19 protein-coding genes are annotated in these 21,340 nt (G+C 61.3%); 13 read left to right on the forward strand and 6 right to left on the reverse strand.

The genetic code is table 11. The features are described from left to right. Nucleotides 1-86 precede the first annotated feature (86 nt). The 4 genes from BVH74_RS06270 to BVH74_RS06285 form a co-directional block, all read right to left on the reverse strand. Entirely contained in the window at nt 87-1,184 is a 1,098-nt protein-coding gene (locus BVH74_RS06270) for an extracellular solute-binding protein (RefSeq protein ID WP_080049235.1), read from the reverse strand. A gap of 114 nt (nt 1,185-1,298) precedes the next feature. After that, nucleotides 1,299-2,672, reverse strand: coding sequence for an aspartate aminotransferase family protein (locus BVH74_RS06275; protein ID WP_080049236.1), 1,374 nt, complete (start codon nt 2,670-2,672; stop codon nt 1,299-1,301). Nucleotides 2,673-2,749: 77 nt separating this feature from the next. Beyond that, on the reverse strand, nt 2,750-4,096 hold the full coding sequence (locus BVH74_RS06280) for a glutamine synthetase family protein (RefSeq protein WP_080049237.1): 1,347 nt from the start codon (nt 4,094-4,096) through the stop codon (nt 2,750-2,752). Nucleotides 4,097-4,103: 7 nt separating this feature from the next. After that, nucleotides 4,104-4,865, reverse strand: a complete 762-nt coding sequence (locus BVH74_RS06285; RefSeq protein WP_080049238.1) for a gamma-glutamyl-gamma-aminobutyrate hydrolase family protein — start codon at nt 4,863-4,865, stop codon at nt 4,104-4,106. A 272-nt stretch (nt 4,866-5,137) separates the two neighbouring features. On the opposite strand from BVH74_RS06285, the gene BVH74_RS06290 reads away from it, so the two are divergent. From BVH74_RS06290 to BVH74_RS06320, 7 genes are all read left to right on the forward strand, one after another. Continuing rightward, a complete protein-coding gene (locus BVH74_RS06290; protein WP_080049239.1) occupies nt 5,138-6,562 on the forward strand; it encodes a glutamine synthetase family protein in 1,425 nt (474 codons plus the stop codon). Nucleotides 6,563-6,704: 142 nt separating this feature from the next. Next, nucleotides 6,705-7,970 (forward strand): NAD(P)/FAD-dependent oxidoreductase, encoded by a 1,266-nt coding sequence (locus tag BVH74_RS06295; protein WP_080049240.1) that lies wholly within the window; start codon nt 6,705-6,707, stop codon nt 7,968-7,970. A gap of 12 nt (nt 7,971-7,982) precedes the next feature. Next, entirely contained in the window at nt 7,983-8,615 is a 633-nt protein-coding gene (locus BVH74_RS06300) for a TetR/AcrR family transcriptional regulator (protein WP_080049241.1), read from the forward strand. Then, nucleotides 8,615-9,376: a M90 family metallopeptidase gene (locus BVH74_RS06305; RefSeq protein ID WP_080049242.1), complete on the forward strand. Its 762-nt coding sequence runs from the start codon at nt 8,615-8,617 to the stop codon at nt 9,374-9,376. The genes BVH74_RS06300 and BVH74_RS06305 overlap by 1 nt, the downstream gene beginning before the upstream one ends. A gap of 199 nt (nt 9,377-9,575) precedes the next feature. Then, nucleotides 9,576-10,454, forward strand: coding sequence for an N-carbamoylputrescine amidase (gene aguB, locus BVH74_RS06310; protein WP_080049243.1), 879 nt, complete (start codon nt 9,576-9,578; stop codon nt 10,452-10,454). A gap of 2 nt (nt 10,455-10,456) precedes the next feature. Further along, nucleotides 10,457-11,554 carry an agmatine deiminase gene (gene aguA / locus BVH74_RS06315; protein WP_080049244.1) on the forward strand — a complete coding sequence of 366 codons (1,098 nt, stop codon included), beginning with the start codon at nt 10,457-10,459 and terminating at the stop codon, nt 11,552-11,554. A 128-nt stretch (nt 11,555-11,682) separates the two neighbouring features. Next, nucleotides 11,683-13,020, forward strand: coding sequence for a hypothetical protein (locus BVH74_RS06320; protein ID WP_080049245.1), 1,338 nt, complete (start codon nt 11,683-11,685; stop codon nt 13,018-13,020). A gap of 81 nt (nt 13,021-13,101) precedes the next feature. On the opposite strand, the gene argH is transcribed toward BVH74_RS06320, so the two are convergent. Then, the gene (gene argH, locus BVH74_RS06325) at nt 13,102-14,496 is read right to left on the reverse strand and encodes an argininosuccinate lyase (protein ID WP_080049246.1); all 1,395 of its coding nucleotides are present in this window, start codon (nt 14,494-14,496) and stop codon (nt 13,102-13,104) included. Nucleotides 14,497-14,588: 92 nt separating this feature from the next. Here argH and BVH74_RS06330 point away from each other — a divergent pair, with 92 nt between their 5' ends. The 6 genes from BVH74_RS06330 to BVH74_RS06355 all read left to right on the forward strand — a co-directional run bounded on the left by BVH74_RS06330 (nt 14,589) and on the right by BVH74_RS06355 (nt 20,597). Further along, nucleotides 14,589-15,668: a sensor histidine kinase gene (locus BVH74_RS06330; protein WP_080049247.1), complete on the forward strand. Its 1,080-nt coding sequence runs from the start codon at nt 14,589-14,591 to the stop codon at nt 15,666-15,668. Between the two features lie 3 nt (nt 15,669-15,671). Continuing rightward, nucleotides 15,672-16,421 carry a LytR/AlgR family response regulator transcription factor gene (locus BVH74_RS06335; protein ID WP_080049248.1) on the forward strand — a complete coding sequence of 250 codons (750 nt, stop codon included), beginning with the start codon at nt 15,672-15,674 and terminating at the stop codon, nt 16,419-16,421. Nucleotides 16,422-16,499: 78 nt separating this feature from the next. Then, nucleotides 16,500-17,426, forward strand: a complete 927-nt coding sequence (hemC, locus tag BVH74_RS06340) for a hydroxymethylbilane synthase (RefSeq protein ID WP_080049249.1) — start codon at nt 16,500-16,502, stop codon at nt 17,424-17,426. Next, nucleotides 17,423-18,181: a uroporphyrinogen-III synthase gene (locus BVH74_RS06345; RefSeq protein WP_231705577.1), complete on the forward strand. Its 759-nt coding sequence runs from the start codon at nt 17,423-17,425 to the stop codon at nt 18,179-18,181. The genes hemC and BVH74_RS06345 overlap by 4 nt, the downstream gene beginning before the upstream one ends. A gap of 14 nt (nt 18,182-18,195) precedes the next feature. Next, nucleotides 18,196-19,356 (forward strand): uroporphyrinogen-III C-methyltransferase, encoded by a 1,161-nt coding sequence (locus BVH74_RS06350; protein ID WP_080049250.1) that lies wholly within the window; start codon nt 18,196-18,198, stop codon nt 19,354-19,356. Continuing rightward, nucleotides 19,356-20,597, forward strand: a complete 1,242-nt coding sequence (locus BVH74_RS06355; protein WP_080049251.1) for a heme biosynthesis HemY N-terminal domain-containing protein — start codon at nt 19,356-19,358, stop codon at nt 20,595-20,597. Before BVH74_RS06350 ends, BVH74_RS06355 begins: the two co-directional genes overlap by 1 nt. Here BVH74_RS06355 and BVH74_RS06360 read toward each other — a convergent pair. Beyond that, entirely contained in the window at nt 20,594-21,292 is a 699-nt protein-coding gene (locus BVH74_RS06360; RefSeq protein WP_080049252.1) for a transporter substrate-binding domain-containing protein, read from the reverse strand. The two genes, BVH74_RS06355 and BVH74_RS06360, sit on opposite strands and share 4 nt — an antisense overlap. Nucleotides 21,293-21,340: the final 48 nt, after the last annotated feature.

Consider the following 21,340-nt stretch of genomic DNA (forward strand, 5'->3'; position numbering starts at 1 on the left):
TGCAGACTCCAGCCAACGCCTGTGGCCTGGTCTGCCTTGTTGGTGTTGGCCGGGTGCTGAACCCGGCCGTTTCAGGGTAAATGGGTTCAGCGTCCGGCTTTGATCCTGGTCCATGAGCGGGTGCGTACGCGCTCGATATTCACCGGCAGTTCGGCCAGGGTGAAGAGTTTATTCAAGGTCTCTTCGGGCGGATAGATGCTCGGATCATTTAATACTTCAGGGTCAATCAGCGACTTGGAGGCCAGGTTGCCATTGGCGTAGGCGACATAGTTGCTGATCTCGGCAATGACTTCGGGTTTCATGATGTAGTTCAGGAACGCATGGGCGTTGTCGACGTTGCGTGCATCCCTGGGAATGGCCATCATGTCGAACCACATTGGTGCGCCTTCCTTGGGAATCACGTACTCGATGACCTGGCCGTTCTCGGCCTCTTCGGCGCGGTCGGCGGCCTGGATCACGTCGCCTGACCAGGCTACGGCTACGCAGATGTCGCCATTGGCCAGATCGGTGATGAACTTGGACGAGTGGAAGTAGGTGATGTGTGGGCGAATGCTCATCATCAGCTCTTCGGCCTTGGCATAGTCATCGGCATTGGTGCTGCTGGGCGGCAGGCCCAGGTAGAACAGTGCGGCCGGGGTGATCTCTGACGGTGCATCGAGGAAGGCGACACCGCAGGAGGCCAGCTTGGCGATGTTTTCCGGTTTGAACACCAGATCCCAGGAATCGACCGGGGCGTCTTCACCCAGCACGGCCTTGACCTTGTCGACGTTGTAGCCGATGCCGGTGGTGCCCCACAGGTAAGGGAAGGCGAACTGGTTGCCAGGGTCATTGGTTTCCAGGGCCTTGAGCAGGACCGGATCAAGGTGCTCCCAGTTCGGCAGTTTGCTGCGATCCAGTGGCAGGAAAGCGCCGGCCTTGATCTGTTTGGCCAGGAAGCTGTCACTGGGCACCACGATGTCGAAGCCGGAGTTACCGGACAACAGCTTGGCTTCCAGCACTTCGTTGCTGTCGAAGACGTCGTAGACCACCCGGATGCCAGTCTCGGCCTGGAAGTTGGCCAGAGTGTCTTCAGCGATATAGTCGGACCAGTTGTATACGTTTACTACGCCCTGGGCTTGAACGCCGGCACTGAGTGTCAATGCCATGGCGCTGGCCAGCAGGGTCTTGCTCAGATGCTTTTGCATTGGTTCTTCTCTCCATCCGTTTTGTAAACGCGGTGCCGTGTGCGACACGCTCCCTCCCCAGCACATGCCCGGGGACCGGGCATGCTCCAGTGTAGTCGCTGGTCCGGCCCTGGCTCAGACGCCGAGCTGTTCGGCGGCCAAATCCAGACAACGCCAAGCCTTGGCGACCAACTCGTCGATTTCCTCCGGCTTGATCACCAGCGGCGGCGACATGATCAGGGTGTCACCGACCGCGCGCATCACCAGGCCGTTGCGTACGCACAGGTCACGACACAAGGTCCCGGTGCTGCCCTTCTCGGCGAAGCGCTCCCGGGTAGCCTTGTTCTTGACCAACTCGATAGCGCCGAGCAGGCCAACACCGCGTACCTCGCCAACCAGACGGTGTTCCGCCAGACTGGCGATTTTGCTCTGCAAATACGGTGCCGCTTCCTGCTTGACGTAATCGACGATCTTTTCTTCGCGCAGAATGCGCAGGTTTTCCAGGCCGACTGCGGCCGCCACCGGATGTCCGGAGTAGGTGTAGCCGTGGAAGAACTCGCCGCCGTGTTCGATCAGAGTGTTGGCTACCCGGTCGCCGACGATCACTCCGCCCATGGGCAGATAACCGGAGGTCATACCCTTGGCAATCGGCATCAGGTCCGGCTTGAGGTCGAAGTACTGGCTGCCGAACCATTCGCCGGTGCGACCGAAGCCGCAGATCACTTCGTCTACCACCAGCAGAATGTCGTACTTGGCGAGAATCCGCTTGATCTCCGGCCAGTAGGTCGATGGCGGAATGATTACCCCGCCGGCGCCCTGGATCGGTTCGGCGATAAAGGCCGCGACCTTGTCCTCGCCCAGTTCTTCGATCTTGGCCTCGAGCTGACGTGCAGCCCACAGGCCGAACTCCTCGGGATCCATATCACCGCCTTCGCCGTACCAGTACGGCTGCGGGATATGCACGATGCCGGGAATCGGCAGGTCGCCCTGTTCGTGCATCACCGACATGCCGCCGAGGCTGGCGCCGGCCACGGTTGAACCATGGTAGCCGTTGATCCGGCTGATGATGGTCTTCTTGCCCGGCTTGCCCTTGAGGTCCCAGTAGCGGCGGACCATACGCAGCACGGTGTCGTTGGACTCCGAGCCCGAGCCGGTGAAGAACACGTGGTTCATGTGCGCCGGAGCGATCTCGGCAATCGCCTTGGCCAGTTGTACCGCCGGCGGGTTGGCGCACTGGAAGAAGCTGTTGTAGTAGGGCAGCTCAAGCATCTGCTTGTAGGCCACCTCGGCCAGTTCGGTACGGCCGTAGCCGATGTTGACGCACCACAGCCCGGCCATGCCATCGAGAATCTGGTTGCCTTCACTGTCCCACAGGTAAACCCCCTGAGCCCGCTCGATGATGCGCGCGCCCCGGGCGCCCAGGTCTTTGTGGTCGGTGAACGGATGCAGGTAATGGGCGGCATCCATGGCTTGCAGCTCGGCGGTGGTATGTCGGATCTGACTGCTCATTGATTCTTCCTCCATGCCGGCCCAGGGCGATACGCCGGCAAGTTGCCTTCAACCGCGCCCGGCCCGGGCGCTTCTATTTATACGCTCAGCAGCAGGAACTCACGTTCCCAGGAACTGATTACACGTTTGTAGTTTTCGTGCTCGACCCGCTTGACCGCGACATAGCCACGGCAGAACTTCTCGCCCAGCACTTCCTGGACCTCGTGACACTGCTCCATGCGCTCCAGTGCCGACTCCAGGGTCAGCGGCAGGCGCAGGTTGCGGCGCTCATAGGCACGGCCCTTGACCGGCGCCGATGGGGTGATCTTGCTGACCATGCCCAGGTAGCCGCACAGCAGGCTGGCGGCAATGGCGATATAGGGGTTGGCGTCGGCCCCGGCCAGGCGGTTCTCGACCCGGCGGTTCTGCGGATCGGAGTCCGGCACGCGCAGGCCGGCAGTGCGGTTCTCCTCACCCCATTCGACGTTGACCGGTGCCGAGGTGTCGGGCAGGAAGCGGCGGAATGAGTTGACGTTCGGGGCGAACAGCGGCAACACCTCGGGGATGAAACGCTGCAGGCCGCCGATGTGATGCAAGAACAGTTCGCTCATGGTGCCGTCGGCATTGGAGAACACGTTCTTGCCACTCTTGCGGTCGATGATGCTCTGGTGCAGGTGCATGGCGCTGCCCGGCTCGTTGGTGATCGGCTTGGCCATGAAGGTGGCGGTCATGTCGTGCTTGAGTGCAGCCTCGCGCATGGTGCGCTTGAACACCAGGATCTGGTCGGCCAGTGACAGTGGGTCGCCGTGACGGAAGTTGATCTCCATCTGCGCGGTGCCTTCTTCGTGGATCAGGGTATCCAGATCCAGGCCCTGGGCCTCACACCAGTCGTACATGTCTTCGAACAACGGATCGAATTCGTTGGCAGCGTCGATCGAGAACGACTGCCGGCCGGTTTCCTGGCGTCCGGAACGTCCGATCGGCGGCTGCAGCGGCAGGTCCGGGTCCTCGTTGCGGCGGGTCAGGTAGAACTCCATCTCCGGCGCCACCAGTGGCTGCCAGCCCTTGTCGGCATACATCTTGAGCACTTTCTTCAGGATGTTGCGCGGTGACATGTCGATGGGGTTGCCCATCTTGTCATAGCAGTCGTGGATGATCTGTGCGGTTGGCTCGATAGCCCACGGCACCAGATAGATGGCGCTTTCATCCGGCTTGCAGACCATGTCGATGTCGGCCGGGTCGAGCAGCTCGTAATAGATGTCATCTTCGACGTAGTCACCGGTCACCGACTGCAACAGAATGCTTTCGGGCAGGCGCATGCCTTTTTCCGAGATGAATTTCATCGTCGGCGCGATCTTGCCGCGGGCAATGCCGGTCAAATCCGAGACCATGCATTCCACCTCAGTGATCTTGTGTTCCTTGAGCCATGCTTCAATCTTGTCCATACAATCCTCAGGAGTGCCTGGCTGCACGTGCCCGGCAGGCGTCGCCAAACGCCTTGAATATCGACAGGTAGAAGGGGTTTTTCGTGACCTTCCACTCTGGATGCCATTGCACGCCCAGCGCGAAGTTGGGAGCTTGGCTGACCGAAAAGGCTTCGATCAGTCCATCGGGCGCAGTTGCTTCGGGCCGCAATCCGGGCGCCAGCTGGTCCACGCCCTGGGTATGCAGGGAGTTGACCTGTGCCGAGTTGCGGCCTGACAGTTCATAGAGTAGTCCTCCCGGTTCGATCTGAACCTCGTGGGACAACCCATATTGGACATCAACTGGCTGCTCCTTGTCTTCACGATGCTCGATGAATCCACCGACTTCGTGCAGGCGCTGGTGCAGGCTGCCGCCAAAGGCGACATTCATTTCCTGAAAACCGCGACAGATACCCAGCACCGGGATGCCGCGCTCGACGGCGCGCTTGATCAGCGGCAGGTTGGTGGCATCGCGTTTGGGATCATGTTTGGTGCCCTCGACACTGGCTGGGCCCTGATAGTGATGCGGTTCGACATTCGAGGGCGAGCCGGTGAACAGCAGTCCGTCAAGATTATCGAGCAGTTGCTCGGCATCCAGGCGCTCGCCCAGTGCCGGGATCAGCAGAGGCAGGCCGCCGGCACCATCGACCACGCCGAGAATGTATTTCTCACCGACGATGTGGAACGGGTGAAGGCCAAGCTGGTCGGTGCAACAGGAGATGCCGATAAGGGGTTTGCGTGTCGTGGACATGATGCTGAGTCTGTGTTGTATATCTGACATGACGTCATTGTTGTTCGATTTTTTACACAATAGCAATAAAAAATAATTAACACAAAGCCCGTTTTTTTTGACAGATAAAACCGCTTTGCCGTGAGTGTTAGGGATCCTAATGGGCCTAAATGGTGCAGTGTGCACCGCGATTGGGCGGGTGCGGCTCTATTGACTCCCCAAGGCCTTTCGGATTTACTCTCATCTTAGAGCTAACGTGATTGATATATTTTACAAATAACAGGTGACAAACCATGCAAGCCCAAGCCGGAACGGACGCTACCGCAGTGAAGGCTGTCGCAGCCGCCATCAAGCCTGCCAGTGTCCAGGAAGCTGAGGCGTTCCTCGCCAAGCATCCGGAAATCCACTTCATCGATCTATTGATCGCCGATATGAACGGCATCGTGCGCGGCAAGCGCATCGACCGCTCCGCCCTGGTCAAGGCCTATGAAAAGGGCATTGCCCTGCCGGCTTCGATCTTTGCCCTGAACATTCAGGGCACAACGGTTGAAGAAACCGGGCTGGGGTTGGAAATCGGTGATGCTGATCGCATTTGTATGCCAATCCCCGGGACGCTGAGCATCGAGCCCTGGCAGAAGCGTCCAACCGGACAGTTGCTGATGACCATGTTCGAGCTGGATCGAACGACGCCCTTCTTCGCTGATCCCCGTTATGTCCTGCAACGCATCGCCCAACGCTTCGAAGAGTTTGACCTGAAAATTGTTTCAGCTTTTGAGTTGGAGTTTTACCTGATCGACCAAGAGAACATTACCGGTCGCCCTCAGCCCCCCCGTTCCCCTATTTCCGGCAAGCGCCCCAACTCGGTTCAGGTCTACTCGATGGATGATCTGGATGAGTACGCCGAGTTTCTCGAGGACGTCATCGAAGCTGCCCACGAACAGGGCATCCCCGCTGACGCCATCGTCGCCGAATCGGCGCCTGGTCAGTTCGAGGTCAACCTGCATCACGTCGATGATCCGGTGAAGGCTTGTGACTACAACGTCTTGCTCAAGCGGGTGATCAAGAGCGTGGCCTATGATCACGAGATGGACACCACCTTTATGGCCAAGCCTTATTACGATCAGGCAGGCAATGGCATGCATGTGCACATCAGCCTGGTCGACAAGGATGGCCGCAATGTGTTCGCGCCCAATCCCGATGGCAGTCTGAGTGATCTGCTGCGCTGGTCGATTGGTGGTCTGCTCGAGTGCCTGCCGCAGTACATGGCGTTCCTGTGCCCGAACGTGAATTCCTACCGCCGTTTCAGTGCCGGCTTCTATGTGCCCTGTGCGCCGACCTGGGGGATCGACAACCGTACCGTGGCAGTTCGGGTGCCCGGTGGCGAGCCGGAAGCGATGCGGATCGAGCATCGCCTGGCCGGTGCCGATGCCAACCCTTATCTGCTCATGGCCGCGCTGCTCAGCGCCATCCACTACGGCATCAGCAACAAGATCGAACCGCCAGAGATGACTGAGGGCAATGCCTACGAGCAGCACGAGGTGTCGCTGCCAACCAACCTGCGTGATGCGCTGCGGGAGTTGGAAAACTCCGAGGTGATGAAGGCCTACATCGGCGAGGAGTATCTGGACGTGTTCGAGCTGTGCAAGGAAAGCGAGCTGGACGAGTTCGAGAAAACCATCTCTGATCTGGAGTATATGTGGTATCTGCATACGGTCTGAGTGTGGCCTGCTGCTGATACGAAAATCCCGCCTGCGTGGCGGGATTTTTGTGTCCCCCCGGATGGTCCGTGCCATTGCTTGGGGCCAACACCAAAACTGATTTAATCAGTGTTTCCTTAATCGTTTGCTCAAGGAAAAACCTATGATCGCTCAACCTACCTGGTATCAGGCCAGTGCCCATTCAGCACCGGCGCATCCAGCGCTCAGCGGCGAGCGCCGCGCCGACGTCTGTATCGTCGGCGGTGGCTTTACCGGGGTCTCGGCAGCGCTGGAACTGGCCCAGGCCGGGCGCCGGGTCATCCTGCTGGAGGCCGAGCAGATCGGCTGGGGCTGCTCCGGGCGCAATGGCGGACAGATCAACCCCGGGCCGGCCTGTGACTATGCAACCCTGGTGCGTCAACTGGGCGCGGCCGATGCGCGCAAGGTCTGGGCCTTGTCGGTCGAGGGGGTTGAACTGTTGCGCCGGCGGGTGGCCGAGCATGCCATTGACTGTGATTTGAAGGCCGGCATCCTGCTGGTGGCCAACAAACTCCGCCAGGTCGATGAACTGCAGCAATGGCAGGCCTCGTTGCAGGCGCTGGATTACCAGCAGCTGGAGTTTTATGACCGGGCCAGTCTGCAGCAGTTGCTGCGCGCCGATTATCAGGCCGGGGTCATGGACTGGGGGGGTGGTGACCTGCATCCACTCAATTATCTATTGGGCCTGGCGCGTGCGGCGCAGGCGTGCGGTGCCGAGCTGTTTGAGCGCTCAAGGGTGCTGGACTGGCAGCAGGATGCTCTGGGGGTGACTGTACGCAGCTCGCACGGGCAGGTACGGGCCGAGCAACTGATTCTGGCCGGCAATGCCTATGTCGGAAAGCTGTTGCCCTGGACCCAGCGACGCTTCATGCCGATCGGCAGCTATATCGGTGCCACGGCGCCGCTCGGAGATCTGGCCGGACAACTGATTCCGTCGCGCGCGGCGGTCTGCGATATGAACCATCTGATCGACTATTACCGCCTGACTGCCGACAACCGGCTGCTGTTCGGTGGCCGGGCCAGTGCCCGCGACGGCCATCCGAACCGCTTGCGGGCGGTCATGCGCACACGCATGGCGCAGGTATTTCCGGCGCTGGCCGAGCAGGACTTCGAATATCTGTGGGGCGGTCAGGTGGCGATGACCGCCACCAAGGCGCCGCAGTTTGGCCGCATCGGCAGCCGGGTGCTGTTTGCCCAAGGTTATTCGGGGCAGGGGGTGGCGCTGGCTGGGCTGGCCGGACAATTAGTGGCCCAGGCATTGATCGGCCGGGCTCAGGGCTTTGATCTGTTTGCCCGGCTGCGGCATCCGCTGGTGCCGCCGGGGGCACCGTTGCAGGTGGCGGTCCGGGCTTTGGCCTTGCTGTGGTATCGTCTGCGCGATATGCGATAAAGCGGCCAAACCATGACCAAGCCCAAAGTCCCGAAACGTCGAGCCAGCAGCCAGGATCGGATCGAACGGATTCTCGATGCTACTGTGCGCCTGCTCAGCCGCCAGAGCCTGGCGGAGCTGTCGATCTACACCATCGCCGAGGAGGCCGAGATACCACCTTCATCGGTCTATCACTTCTTCCCGCAGTTGGGTGATGTGCTGGCGGCTTTGGCTATGCGGGTGTTTGCCGAGCTGGATGAAGTGCTGAATGCACCGTTCCAGCAGCCGGCTCCTGCCACCTGGATGGCGCTGGTCGAGCAGTTGGAGGCGCGTTTTCAGCACTACTACCAAACCCATCCGGCAGCCTGTGAACTGATCCTCGGTGCCTATGAGTTGGCGGCGATCCGTCAGGCCGACCGCCAGCATGACCGGCAGTTGGGCGATAGCCTGCGGGTATGCCTGGAGCGTCATTTTCAGCTGCCGGTGCTGCCGGAGCAGGTTGATATCTTTACCCTGGCCATGCAGGCAGCGGACAAGCTGCTGGCGGTCGATTACCAGCAGCACGGGCGCCTGACGCCAGCCATGTGTCAGGAAGCGACCCGCATGATGCTGGCCTATCTGGGCCTGTATCTGCCGCCGCTGTTGGCGCCGGTGCGAGCTGACTGATGGGGCTGTGGCGGCGCTGGAAGCTCTGGCGCGAAAATCAGCGTCTGGCCCGTTTGCAGGTCGGGCCGCAGGATTGGCAACGGGCGCTGGGTGACTGGCCGGCCTGGCAACGTTTGCCGGCCCCGCAGCGCCAGCGTCTGCAGGATCTGGCTCTGCGCTTTCTGCTGCGCAAGCATCTGGTGGCCGTGCAGGGCGCCGAGCTGGATGACCGGTTGCGCCTGCGAATTGCTGGCATGGCGGCGTTGCCGGTGCTGGAGTTGGGCCTGGACTGGTATGCCGGCTGGCACACTCTGATCATTTATGACGGGCCGTTTGTTACCGAGCACCAGTGGATGGACGAGGCTGGCGTGGTCCATGAGGAACTCAGTGAACGCAGCGGCGAAGCCTGGGAGCGCGGGCCGGTGGTGTTGTCTCTGGCCGATGTCCTGGCCTCTGGTCAGGGCCAGGGCTACAACGTGGTAATCCATGAGTTGGCGCATACCCTGGATATGCGCCAGTCCGGCGCCAATGGCGCGCCACCGCTGCATGCCGGGATGGATGCCGATGCCTGGCAGCGCGATATGCAGGCCGCCTGGGATGATCTGGCCCGGCGAGCTGAGCAGGGCGACTGGCTGCCGGTCGACGAATACGCTCTGGAAGATCCGGCCGAGTTCTTCGCGGTACTCTCGGAAAGTTTCTTTGAAAACCCCGCACCCTTGCATCAGGCCTGGCCGCGGGTCTATCAGCATCTGTGCGCGTTTTACCGCCAGCAACCGCGGTAGTGCCCGACGCGATTTACTGGCCTGTTGCTCGGTTCGGCGTACGCGGCCTTAGCGACTATTCTGAATGCAGCAGATCAGGTTTTTTGCAGATAAAAATCGGCATTTTTTTGTCACTTGAAAGCTGTAGTGTGTTTTTTAGCTTGTAAGGCAGATATTTATCGAATATAAAGGTTGAAATCCTCTCACCTAGGAGTCTGTCATGTCTCGTCTCGTCAGCGTTGCCGCCACCCAGATGAGTTGTAGCTGGGATCGTCAGGACAATATCGCCAAAGCCGAACGCCTGGTGCGTGAGGCCGCCGCCAAGGGGGCGCAGATCATCCTGATTCAGGAGTTGTTCGAGACTCCGTATTTCTGCCAGAAACCCAATGCCGACTACCTGCAACTAGCGACCACAGTCGATGAAAATCCGGCTATTGCGCATTTCCAGCAACTGGCCCGGGAGCTGGAAGTAGTGCTGCCGATCAGTTTCTTCGAGCTGGCCGGTCGGGCCCGGTTCAACAGCATTGCGATCATCGATGCCGATGGACGCAACCTTGGGGTCTACCGCAAAAGCCATATTCCCGACGGCCCGGGTTATCACGAAAAGTACTACTTCAACCCCGGCGATACCGGGTTCAAGGTCTGGGATACCCGCTATGCACGGATTGGGGTCGGGATTTGCTGGGACCAGTGGTTCCCCGAATGCGCCCGGGCGATGGCGCTGCTGGGCGCGGAAGTATTGTTCTATCCGACTGCGATCGGCACCGAACCGCATGACCCGAACATCAATTCCCGGGAGCATTGGCAGCGGGTCCAGCAGGGCCATGCCGGTGCCAACCTGATGCCGTTGGTGGCCAGCAACCGGATCGGCAAGGAGGTTCAGGGCGATTACGACATCAGCTTCTACGGCTCTTCCTTTATTGCCAACCAGTTGGGCGAGAAGGTTCAGGAGCTGAACCAGACCGAGGAGGGCGTGCTGGTCCAGCAGTTCGATCTCGATCAGCTGGAACATATCCGCAGCGCCTGGGGTGTATTCCGTGATCGTCGGCCAAATCTGTACGGGCCGATCAAGACCCTGGATGGTTCGCTGGAGTCCTGAACATGTATACCCTGCATTCCACCCCGCGGGCCGATGGCTTTTACATGCCCGCCGAATGGGCGCCGCACGGCCAGACCTGGATGGTCTGGCCAGAGCGCCCGGACAATTGGCGACTTGGGGCCAAGCCGGCTCAGGCGGCGTTTGCCGAAGTAGCCAAGGCGATTGCCGGATTCGAGCCGGTCAGTGTCTGCGTCTCCGCCGGCCAGTACGAAAATGCCTGCGCTCAGCTCGACCATCCGGGAATTCGGGTACTGGAGATGAGCAGTGACGATGCCTGGGTACGCGATACCGGGCCGACCTTTGTCATCAATGGTCAGGGCGGGTTGCGTGGCGTCGACTGGACCTTCAACGCCTGGGGCGGCTTCAATGGCGGCTTGTATTGGCCCTGGCAGCGTGACGATCAGGTGGCCGGCAAGATCCTCGGGCTGGAGCGCTGCCCGCGCTACCGTACTGACGGTTTTGTGTTGGAGGGTGGCGCCATTCATGTGGATGGCGAGGGTACGCTGATTACCACCGAGGAATGCCTGCTCAATCCCAACCGCAACCCGCATCTGGTGCGCGAGGAGATTGAGCTGCGGCTCAGCGACTACCTGGGCATCGACAAGGTGATCTGGTTGCCGCAGGGGCTTTACAACGACGAGACTGACGGGCACGTCGACAATTTCTGCTGCTTCGTGCGGCCCGGTGAAGTGCTGCTGGCCTGGACCGATGACGAGGCTGATCCCAACTATCCGCGTTGCCAGGCTGCGCTCAAGGTGTTGCAGGCCAGTCGCGATGCAAGGGGCCGGGAGCTGTTGGTGCATCGGATGCCGATTCCTGGGCCGCTGCAGGCCTCGGCCGAAGAGTGCGCCGGGGTGGATCGGGTAGTCGGCACTCAGCCGCGTGATCCGTCGATCCGCCTGGCCGGGTCCTATGTCAACTTCCTGATCGTCAACGGTGGCATCGTCGCCCCCAGTTTTGCTGATCCCGCCGATGAACAGGCCCGCGAGATATTGGCCCAGCTGTTTCCCGAACGCCGGGTCGTGATGGTTCCGGGGCGGGAAATTCTGCTCGGCGGCGGCAATATCCACTGTATTACTCAGCAACAACCTCAGCCTTGACACCACCCCGGTCCTGAATTCGGTTATAGTCAGGCCGGGGCCAGCCCCGTGTTGCCAGCGCCACCCCGTTCGGTGTGGCGCTGTTCAGGTCCAAGAGCGGACCAGTATCTTGCATTGTAAGGATTAGCATGCACTCCATATCCCTCTTTCGTTTTGCTCCGCTAGGCACTCTGGTTCTTGGTCTGGCGTTGTCCGGTTGTGCCGTGACTCAAACAGCTACCACCCCGGCAGATGGTGTCAGGACGCTGGCTGGTGAAATCACCACGCGCAGCGCCGTTAACCACAAGGACGGTACGCGCTACCAGAGCTTTACTCTCAATCTGCGTCAGGGCGAAATGATCCGGGTCAGCCAGGAAGGTGCGCTGAGCGCCCCGGTGTTCACTTTGCTCGACCAGCAGCAACAACTGATCAATGGCCCGCGCCCCGGAACGCTGTACCTGACGCCGCCTGCCGATGGACGCTACACCCTGACTGTCAGCGGTGCCGACAGTAGTGCCTATGGCCCCTTTCGTCTGACCCTGGAGCCGGTGATCCCGCACAATCAGGGTGAGCTGGTCGTGGGTGAGCCGATCCACGGGGTGCTGACGGGCAGTGCCAACCAATATCAGTTGACGGTCAGCGAGGCCGGCCTGTACGAGCTGACGCTGGATTCCGATGAGTTCGACGCAGTGCTGAAGCTGCAGGGCAATGGCCTGGAGCTGGAGGATGACGATGGCGGCACTGGCACCAACTCTCGGCTGTCGACCCTGTTGCAGGCCGGTAGTTATCAGGTTATCGCCGGTAGTTGGGGTGACTCGGAAGCGGGTGTCTACAGCCTGGCATTGAATCGCCGGACGTTGCCGGCCGATCTGGTGCTGGTCAATGAGGGCGCCTTGCGTCTGGGTGATGAAATCACTGGCCTGGCTACCAGCGAGGCGCGGACCTACAGCCTGAATGTGCCCAGCCGCGGCATGCTGCGTTTGCGCATGAGTTCGGTTGAGGTCGACAGCTACCTGCAACTTGAAGGTCAGGGGCTGAACGTGACCGACGATGACGGTGCCGGCCAGGGCTATGACGCCCAGATCGTTACCCTGGTTGAGCCGGGCAGCTACAGCGTCAAGGCCTCCAGTGTCGGCAGCGACAGCGGCCTGTTTACCCTGAGCAGCAGCCTGAGCCCGGTGCGTTCGGTCGGTAGTCTGGTGCGGCCGGGGGATGCCGTGGCCGGGTCTCTGAGCAATGGCCGTACGGCGACCACCACGCTGCGTATCAGCGAGGCTGGCAGCTATCGCATTGAGCTGTACTCAAGTGCCTTCGATGCCTATCTCAAGCTGGAGGGCAATGGTCGTCAGGAAGAGGATGATGATGGTGCCGGTGGGACCAATGCTGGTCTGAACCTGCATCTTGAGCCGGGCGACTATCAACTGATCGGCTCGGCCTACGGTAATTCGGGTAGTGGCGATTATCTGTTATTGGTTGAGGCGCGCTAAACGAGCGACCGAGGCTATTTGCCCGGTGCTATCTGAACGCCCTGGCCCGCCGCGAAGCGACTGGCCAGGGCGGCGCGTTACTCAGCCCGCCAGAAGTTGCCGTCCACGGCCTACCGCCGCCAGCACCTGAGCCGGTGCGGTGCCGCCGATATGGTCGCGGGCATTGACCGAGCCTTCCAGAGTCAGCACTTCGAATACATCCTCGCCGATCTGGTCGCTGAAGCGGCGCAGCTCATCCAGGCTCATCTCGGCCAGATCCTTGCCGCTGTCCACTCCGTATTTCACCGCGTGGCCGACGATCTCGTGGCAGTCGCGGAACGGGATGCCCTTGCGCACCAGGTAGTCAGCCAGGTCGGTAGCGGTGGAGAAGCCACGCCGTGCCGCCTCGCGCATCACGTCCACGCGCGGCTTGATCGCCGGGATCATGTCGGCGAAGGCGCGCAAGCTGTCGCGCAGAGTGTCGACCGCATCGAACAGCGGTTCCTTGTCTTCCTGATTGTCCTTGTTGTAGGCCAGTGGCTGGCTCTTCATCAGAGTCAGCAGGCCCATCAGGTGGCCGTAAACCCGGCCGGATTTGCCGCGTACCAGCTCCGGCACATCGGGATTTTTCTTCTGCGGCATGATCGAAGAGCCGGTGCAGAAGCGGTCGGGCAGTTCGATGAAGTTGAACTGGGCGCTGGTCCATAGCACCAGCTCTTCGGAGAAGCGCGACAGGTGCATCATCGCCAGGGCAGCAGCGGCGCAGAATTCGATGGCAAAATCGCGGTCGGAAACGCCGTCCAGCGAGTTGCCCGAGACAGCCTCAAAACCCAGCAGTTCGCAGGTGATGCTGCGATCAATCGGGTAGGTGGTGCCGGCCAATGCCGCCGAGCCCAGCGGCATGCGGTTGACCCGCTTGCGGCAGTCCTGCAGGCGCTCACGGTCGCGCTGGAGCATTTCGAACCAGGCCAGCAGGTGGTGGCCGAAAGTGACCGGTTGAGCGGTTTGCAGATGAGTGAAGCCGGGCATGATCACTGCCGCGTGCTGCTCGGCCTGATCCAGCAGGCCGCGCTGCAGGCGTTCGAGCTCGGTGACGATGACATCAATTTCTTCGCGCAGCCACAAACGGATATCAGTGGCGACCTGGTCGTTGCGCGAACGGCCGGTGTGCAGTTTTTTGCCGGTGATGCCGATACGCGCGGTCAGGCGCGCCTCGATGTTCATGTGCACGTCTTCCAGATCCACCCGCCAGTCGAACTGCCCGGCCTCGATCTCGGCCTGAATCTCGGTCAGCCCGTCGATGATCGCGTTGCGCTCGGCTTCGCTCAGCACGCCAACCTTGCAAAGCATGGTTGCATGGGCGATCGAGCCCTGGATGTCGTGTTTGTACAGGCGTTGATCGAAGTCCACCGAGGCGGTGAAACGGGCGACGAAGGCGTCGACCGGCTCGCTGAAGCGGCCGCCCCAGGATTGGTTGGTTGTCTTGTCTTGGCTCATGTCCGGAAGATCCCGCATTACACTGGATGAAAGCGCCATAGCATACCACTTCAGGCTTGCGCGAGGGCGCCCGGCTGGCGGACACTGCGCGAATGGCGAACGGATTCTGGAAACTGCTCAAACAGCCCTATGTCGGGGAGGATTTTTTCCTCCCCGATCTGTGCTCATCTTTGGCGGTCTTCACCCTGGTGGTGCTGGCCGAGCTGGTGGTGCTGTTGTGGGTGCTGGCGCAACCGGCAACCGGTGGTTTCGACTGGCTTGGATTGGCCATGGCTTCGCTGTTCGTGCAATGGATAGTGCTGTTGTCGGCGGCGGTACTGTGCCGGCTGCGCGGCTGGATGCAGCGCCGGGCTCTGGGGCTGGCGATTGCGGTCTGTTATGCGGTGGTCATTGGTCTGACCCTTGCGTTTACCATTCTTGGCGAGTGGCTGCAGCAGGGCATGCTCGGCCCATTGCGCTGGCAGCCCGAGCAATTGCTGCGCCATGGCGTGATTGCACTGATCATGACCAGCCTGCTGCTACGCTACTTTTACCTGCAACAGCAGTGGCAGCGCCAGAACCAGGCCGAGACCCGGGCCCGGTTGCAGGCGCTGCAATCGCGTATTCGCCCGCATTTCCTGTTTAACAGTCTGAACAGCATTGTCAGTCTGATTGACTCTGACCCACGCAAGGCGGAAAACGCAGTGCTGGATCTGTCCGATCTGTTCCGGGCCAATCTGTCCGACGCCGACGGGCTGGCCGACTGGGCGGCTGAGCGGCGGCTGTGCGAAGGCTACTTGCGTATCGAACAATATCGCCTGGGTGACCGGCTCAAGGTGGACTGGCAGGTCGAGCAACTGCCGCCGGACACCCCCATGCCTCTACTGACTCTGCAGCCGCTGCTGGAGAACGCTATCCTGCATGGCTTGCAGCCCAGCGTCAGCGGTGGCGATATCAGGATCAGCGGCCACTGGCATGACGGACAGGTCGAACTGGAAGTCTCAAACAGTTGTCCATTACAGGATGACAGCCATCAGGGGGCGCGGATGGCGCTGGATAATATCCGGGCCCGATTGGTGGCGCTGTTTGGCGCATCGGCGCGGGTTGAAGCCTGGCGCCAAGGGCCGCGCTTCTTTAGTAAGCTGGTCTATGCTTGTAAGCAACCCTCTCATTTATCGCAGAGAAGTCACTGAGGCATGAAAGTACTGATCGCCGATGATGAACCCCTGGCCCGTGAACGGCTGGCTCGCCTGGTGTCGGCCATGCCGGGCTACAGTGCTTTGCCGGATATGGCTTGTAATGGTCATGAGGTGCTGCAACTGGTTTGCGAACAGCACCCGGACATCGTTTTGCTGGATATTCGCATGCCCGGACTCGATGGCCTGCAGGTGGCCGCCCGGCTATGTGAGCTCAATGACGCACCCGCGGTGGTGTTCTGTACCGCTCATGGTGAGTACGCGCTTGAGGCATTTAATGTCAGTGCTGTGGGCTATCTGCTCAAGCCCGTGCGCAGTGAGGCGCTGGCTGAGGCGCTGGCCAAGGCGCAGAAGCTCAATCGCATGCAACTGGCCAGTCTTGGCAAGTCCAACGGCTTGGCCGAGGAAGGACTGGTGCGCAGTCATATCAGCGCCCGCACCCGCAAGGGCGTGGAGTTGGTGCCGATCGAGGATGTGTTGTACTTCATTGCCGACCACAAATACGTCACTCTGCGTCACAGCGGTGGTGAAGTGCTGCTGGACGAGCCGCTCAAGGCCCTTGAAGAAGAGTTTGGCGATTATTTTGTCCGGATTCATCGCAATGCGCTGGTGGCCCGTGCCCGGATCGAGCGTTTGCAGCGCAGTGCCGTTGGCCACTTTCATCTGTATCTCAAGGGCTTGCCCGAGGAAACCCTGACGGTCAGTCGCCGGCATGTGCCCGGGGTTCGCAAGTTGATGGAGAAGCTGTGAGATCTCTGCGGCAACCGCCCGCGTGGATGCAGGGCAGGGCATGGCGTATCATGCCCCTTGGCTTTGAATGAGAATCCCATGACTCGACATCTGCGAATTGCCACCCGCAAGAGCGCCCTGGCCCTGTGGCAGGCCGAATACGTCAAGGCGCGCCTGGAACAACTGCATCCTGAGCTGAGTGTCAGCCTGGTCCCCATGGTCAGTCGGGGTGATAAGCTGCTGGACTCCCCGCTGGCCAAGATCGGCGGCAAGGGACTGTTCGTCAAGGAGCTGGAAACCGCCATGCTTGAGGGTGAGGCGGATCTGGCTGTGCATTCGATGAAGGATGTGCCCATGGCGTTCCCCGAGGGGTTGGGCCTGTATGTCATCTGTGAGCGTGAAGACCCGCGGGACGCCTTCGTTTCCAACCATTTTGACAGTCTGGACAGCCTGCCTGAGGGCAGCGTGGTCGGTACTTCCAGTCTGCGCCGGCAGGCGCAGTTGATGGCCCGCCGCCCGGACCTGGCGGTGCGCTTTCTGCGCGGCAACGTCAACACCCGGCTGGCCAAGCTGGATGCCGGCGAGTACGACGCCATTATCCTCGCCGCCGCCGGGCTGATGCGCCTGGGCTTCGAGCAACGCATTCGCTACGCCATGCCGCCGGAAGAGAGTCTGCCGGCCGGTGGCCAGGGCGCGGTCGGCATCGAGTGCCGCAGCGATGATCTCGAACTGCAGGCGCTGCTGGCGCCGCTCAATGATCAGGACAGCGCCCTACGGGTGCGTGCTGAGCGGGCGCTGAACCGGCGTTTGAATGGTGGCTGCCAGGTGCCGATTGCCTGTTATGCCGAGCGCGCCAATGGCCAGCTCTGGCTGCGTGGGCTGGTTGGCGACCCGGATGGCAAGCAACTGCTGCGCGCCGAGGCTCGCGGCGATGAGCAGGATCCCGAAGCGCTGGGTGTGGCGGTTGCCGAGCAATTGCTGGCCCAAGGGGCCCAGGCGATTCTGGACGCGGTTTACGCGCAGTGACGCCATTGGTTCTGCTGACCCGGGCCGAGGCGGATAACCAGCGCCTGGCCGGTCAGCTTGAGCAGCGAGGGATCAGTAGTCTGAGCATGCCTTTGCTGCATATAGAACCAGAACCGGAAACTCCGGAGCAGCGCAGTCTGATGCTGGAACTGGATCGTTATCGGGCAGTCATGGTAGTCAGCCCGGTGGCCGCCCGGCTGGGGCTGGAGCGCCTGGATCGCTACTGGCCCCAGGTGCCGGTCGGGATCGACTGGTTTGCCGTAGGCGCTGCGACGGCTGCCGAGCTTGAGGCCTATGGCCTGCGTGTGCATATTCCGCAGGACGGCCAGGACAGCGAAGCCCTGATGCGTCTGGCGCCGTGGCGTGCGGTCTTGGCCGCGCCTGAGCCGCGGCTGCTGATCTGGCGCGGCGTTGGTGGCCGTGAGTTGTTGGCCGGCGAGGTGCGTGCGGCAGGCGGAACGGTGGATTACCTGGAGCTGTATCGGCGTTTGCCTGTACCGGACTTGCCCCGCCAATTGGCGGCTGCGACGGCGGCCGGTGTGCGGGGAATACTGATATTGAGCGTCCAGGCGCTGGAGTTCTGGCATCAGGCTGCCGGTGCAACCTGGGCAGAGCAGCGCCATTGGCGCTGCTGGGTGCCGGGCGCGCGGGTGGCCGAACGGGCCAGGGCCCTGGGCTGTGATGATGTGATTGTGTGCCATGGCGCGGATGATGCGGCGGTGGTAGCGGCGTTGGCTGCTCATCCGCTGGGCTGAAATAGGGGAACAGCGTGGAACCGACTGATCAGAACAACAGGGAAACCCGGGAAGGGGGGCAGCCGGACGAGCCGGTGGCCAAAACGACAGCCCCGGTAGCCGGCGCAGGCAAGGCCGAACCGCCTAAAACGTCACCCAAGCCTGTCGCCAGTGAGCGCAAGAGTGGACGCGGGTTGGGCATGCTGGCCCTGCTGGTAGCGTTGGCGGCCCTGGGGCTGAGCGCCTGGCACTGGTATCAGACTCAGGCTTTCATGGCTGAGCAGGTGGCGGTGGATGCGCAGCTTGAGCGTCTGGCTGAACTTCAGCAACACAATGAGCAGGTGTTGGCCAGCCGGTTGGAAGGCCTTCCGCAAGCGGCCGACTGGCAGCGATCTGAGCGTCTGCTGGCTGATCTGCAGCGTAGTCAGCAAGCACTGAGCCAGCGTCTGGAGACCTTGCAGGGTGACGCACGGGCCGACTGGAAACTGGCTGAAGCCGAGTTTCTCCTGCGTCTGGCGTCGTTGCGCCTGTTGGCCACTCAGGATGTAGCTTCGGCCCGTGAGTTGCTGACGGCGGTTGATGCAATCCTGCAAAGTCAGCCTGATAGCGGCGTGTTCGCCGTGCGCGAGCAACTGGCCGGTTATCAGGCCCAGCTCGATGCTTTGCCAGTGCTTGACCGCCCGGGGTTGTTCCTGCGCCTGAGTGCTCTGCGTGATCAGGTCGGCCGGCTGGTCGCGCTCCCGGTACCGGTGTTCGACCCGGATGAGGTCACCGTGGAAGACGAGTATGAAGACCGACTGGCCCGGCGCGACCGCTGGGAGCGGGTGTTGATGCGTCTGGAACGTTATGTGCGGGTCGATTTCCAACGCGGCAAGGTGATCACTCCGCTACTCGACGAAGCCGAGATGCAGCGGGTGCAGCGTACTCTGCAGCTGACCCTGGAGCTGGCCCAGTGGGCCGCGCTGCGCGGCGAGAGTCAGGTTTATCGCAATAGTTTGGAGCGGGCCGACGCCATCCTGCAGCAGTTCTTTGAGCTGGATAACCCCCAGGTGCGGGCGATGCAGGGCCAGTTGGCTGGCCTGATCGATGTGCCAGTTGGTATCGAGCCGCCTGACCTGGCGCCACTGCAGCAGGGGCTGGCGGCCTACATTCAGAGTCGCCGTAGTCTGCCGACTGGTAACGCGGAGGCTGACTGATGAGCAAGAGCTATCTGGCAGTCCTGGCGGTCCTGCTGGTCGCCGCGCTGCTGGGCATGGCAGTGGCTGAAGATCCTGGCTATCTGCTGATCGCCTGGCGCAACATGTCGATTGAGACCAGTATCTGGGTTGGGGTCGGTTTTCTGCTGGCGCTGTGGTTGCTGTACGGTCTGCTGCGGGCTCTGGTTCGCCTGCTCAATGCCTCTGGCCGGCGAATCAATCCCTGGTCACGCCGCAACCGCCAGCGTCGGGCCAACGAGGTCGCTACCCGGGGTTTGCTGGAGTTCGCCGAGGGCCACTGGGCGACTGCCTTACGTCTGCTCAAGCGTTCGGCTCCGCAGGCCGAGTTGCCGTTGATCAATTATCTGGCCGCCGCCCGGGCTGCGCATGAAATGGAAGATTATGCCGAGTGCGACAGCCTGCTGCGCGAAGCCTACGAAAGCAATCCCAAGGCCGATGTGGCGATCGCGGTAACCCAGGCTCAACTGCAGATTGCCCGTGGTCAGTTGGAGCAGGCTCTGGCTACCCTGACCCGGCTGCGCAAGCAGCATCCCAAGCATCTTTATGCCCTGAAGCTGATGAGTCAGCTCTACCTGCGGCTTGAGGACTGGGACCGGCTTGAGCAGTTGTTGCCGGACCTGCGCCGGCACAAGGTGCTTAAGGCTACTGATCAGCAGGCACTGGAACATCAGGTTTACGTCGCCTTGCTGAGCCAGGCCGGTCAGCGTAGCCGTCAATTGGATGCCGGTCAGTCCAGTCCGCTCAGCCAGGTCTGGGAGAAGCTGTCCAGGGAGTTGCGTCAGGACCCGGCGCTGATTGAGGCCTATGCTCTGCAACTGCGTGCAATCGGGGCAGAGGCGCAAGCTGAGGAACTGCTGCGCGAGAGTCTGCGCCAGCATTATCACGACCGGCTGGTACACCTTTATGGTTTGATCCAGGGTAAAGATCCTGCACGGCAGTTGGCTGGGGCTGAGCGCTGGTTGGCCGAACACCCGCATAATCCGACCCTGTTGCTGGCGCTTGGCCGCCTGGCCCTGCGTAACAGCCTGTGGGGCAAGGCTCGAGAGTATCTGGAGGCCAGCTTTGCCAGTCGCAAGGATATTCAGACCTGCGCCGAGCTGGCGCGCATGCTGGAGCATATCGGTGAGCACCAGGCCAGTCAGCGTACGCTGCAGGAGGGCTTTGAGCTGATGCTGCACGATCTGCCGCAACTGCCTACGCCCAAGTCGCGTTCGGCCTAAAGTTGACGGTCCAGCTTGTCTCGGGCGGCGCGGCCGGCCTGGGTGTTGTTGAAGCAGACATGCAGGCTCAACTCACCCAGTAGTCGGGGGTGAAACTGTAACTGGTCTCGGGCCCGGCGCAGGCTTGGTAGCTGATTCTGCCAGTGCCGCATGACCTCACGATCGACCACTACCAAATCAACTCGCCGATACAGTAACTTGAGCAGGTTGATCTGGTCGTTGACCCCTTCTTCGACCTGTAGCAGGCCTGCCGCGACCTGCTGATCAAAGGCCGGGGTTTGGTGATAACCGCTGACCACGCCGATCCGGTAGGGGCTTAGATCCTCCAGCGTTTCCCAGTGCAGGGCCTGGTCACTATGGTAGGCCAGGCCCAGCGAGCTGGTACCCAGAGCCTTGGAGTACAGGCAGTCAGAATTCGGGGACAGGTATTCGGGATAGTAGCCCAGGTAGTGGGGGTCTTCGGTCGCCTGCTTTACCGCCCGGTTCCAGGGCAGGAAACGAACTGCCAGATCAAGGTCATAGTTGGCCAGCGCTTGGCGAATCCGGCTGGTGATGCTGCCTTGGCCAGGCAGAGACTCGGCGCTGTACGGTGGCCAGTTCAGGCTGGTCAGGTTCAACTGGTTGCCCTGGGCCAGAAGGCCAGGACTCAGGCCCAGCATCAGAAGCAGCAGAGGCAATGATCTGATCAGGCGCATGCGTTGTCAGTCTGTCCGTATACTGTCAAATGGCGTGGGCTTCCCAAA

This window comes from Halopseudomonas phragmitis, from assembly GCF_002056295.1.
GTDB lineage: Bacteria > Pseudomonadota > Gammaproteobacteria > Pseudomonadales > Pseudomonadaceae > Halopseudomonas > Halopseudomonas phragmitis.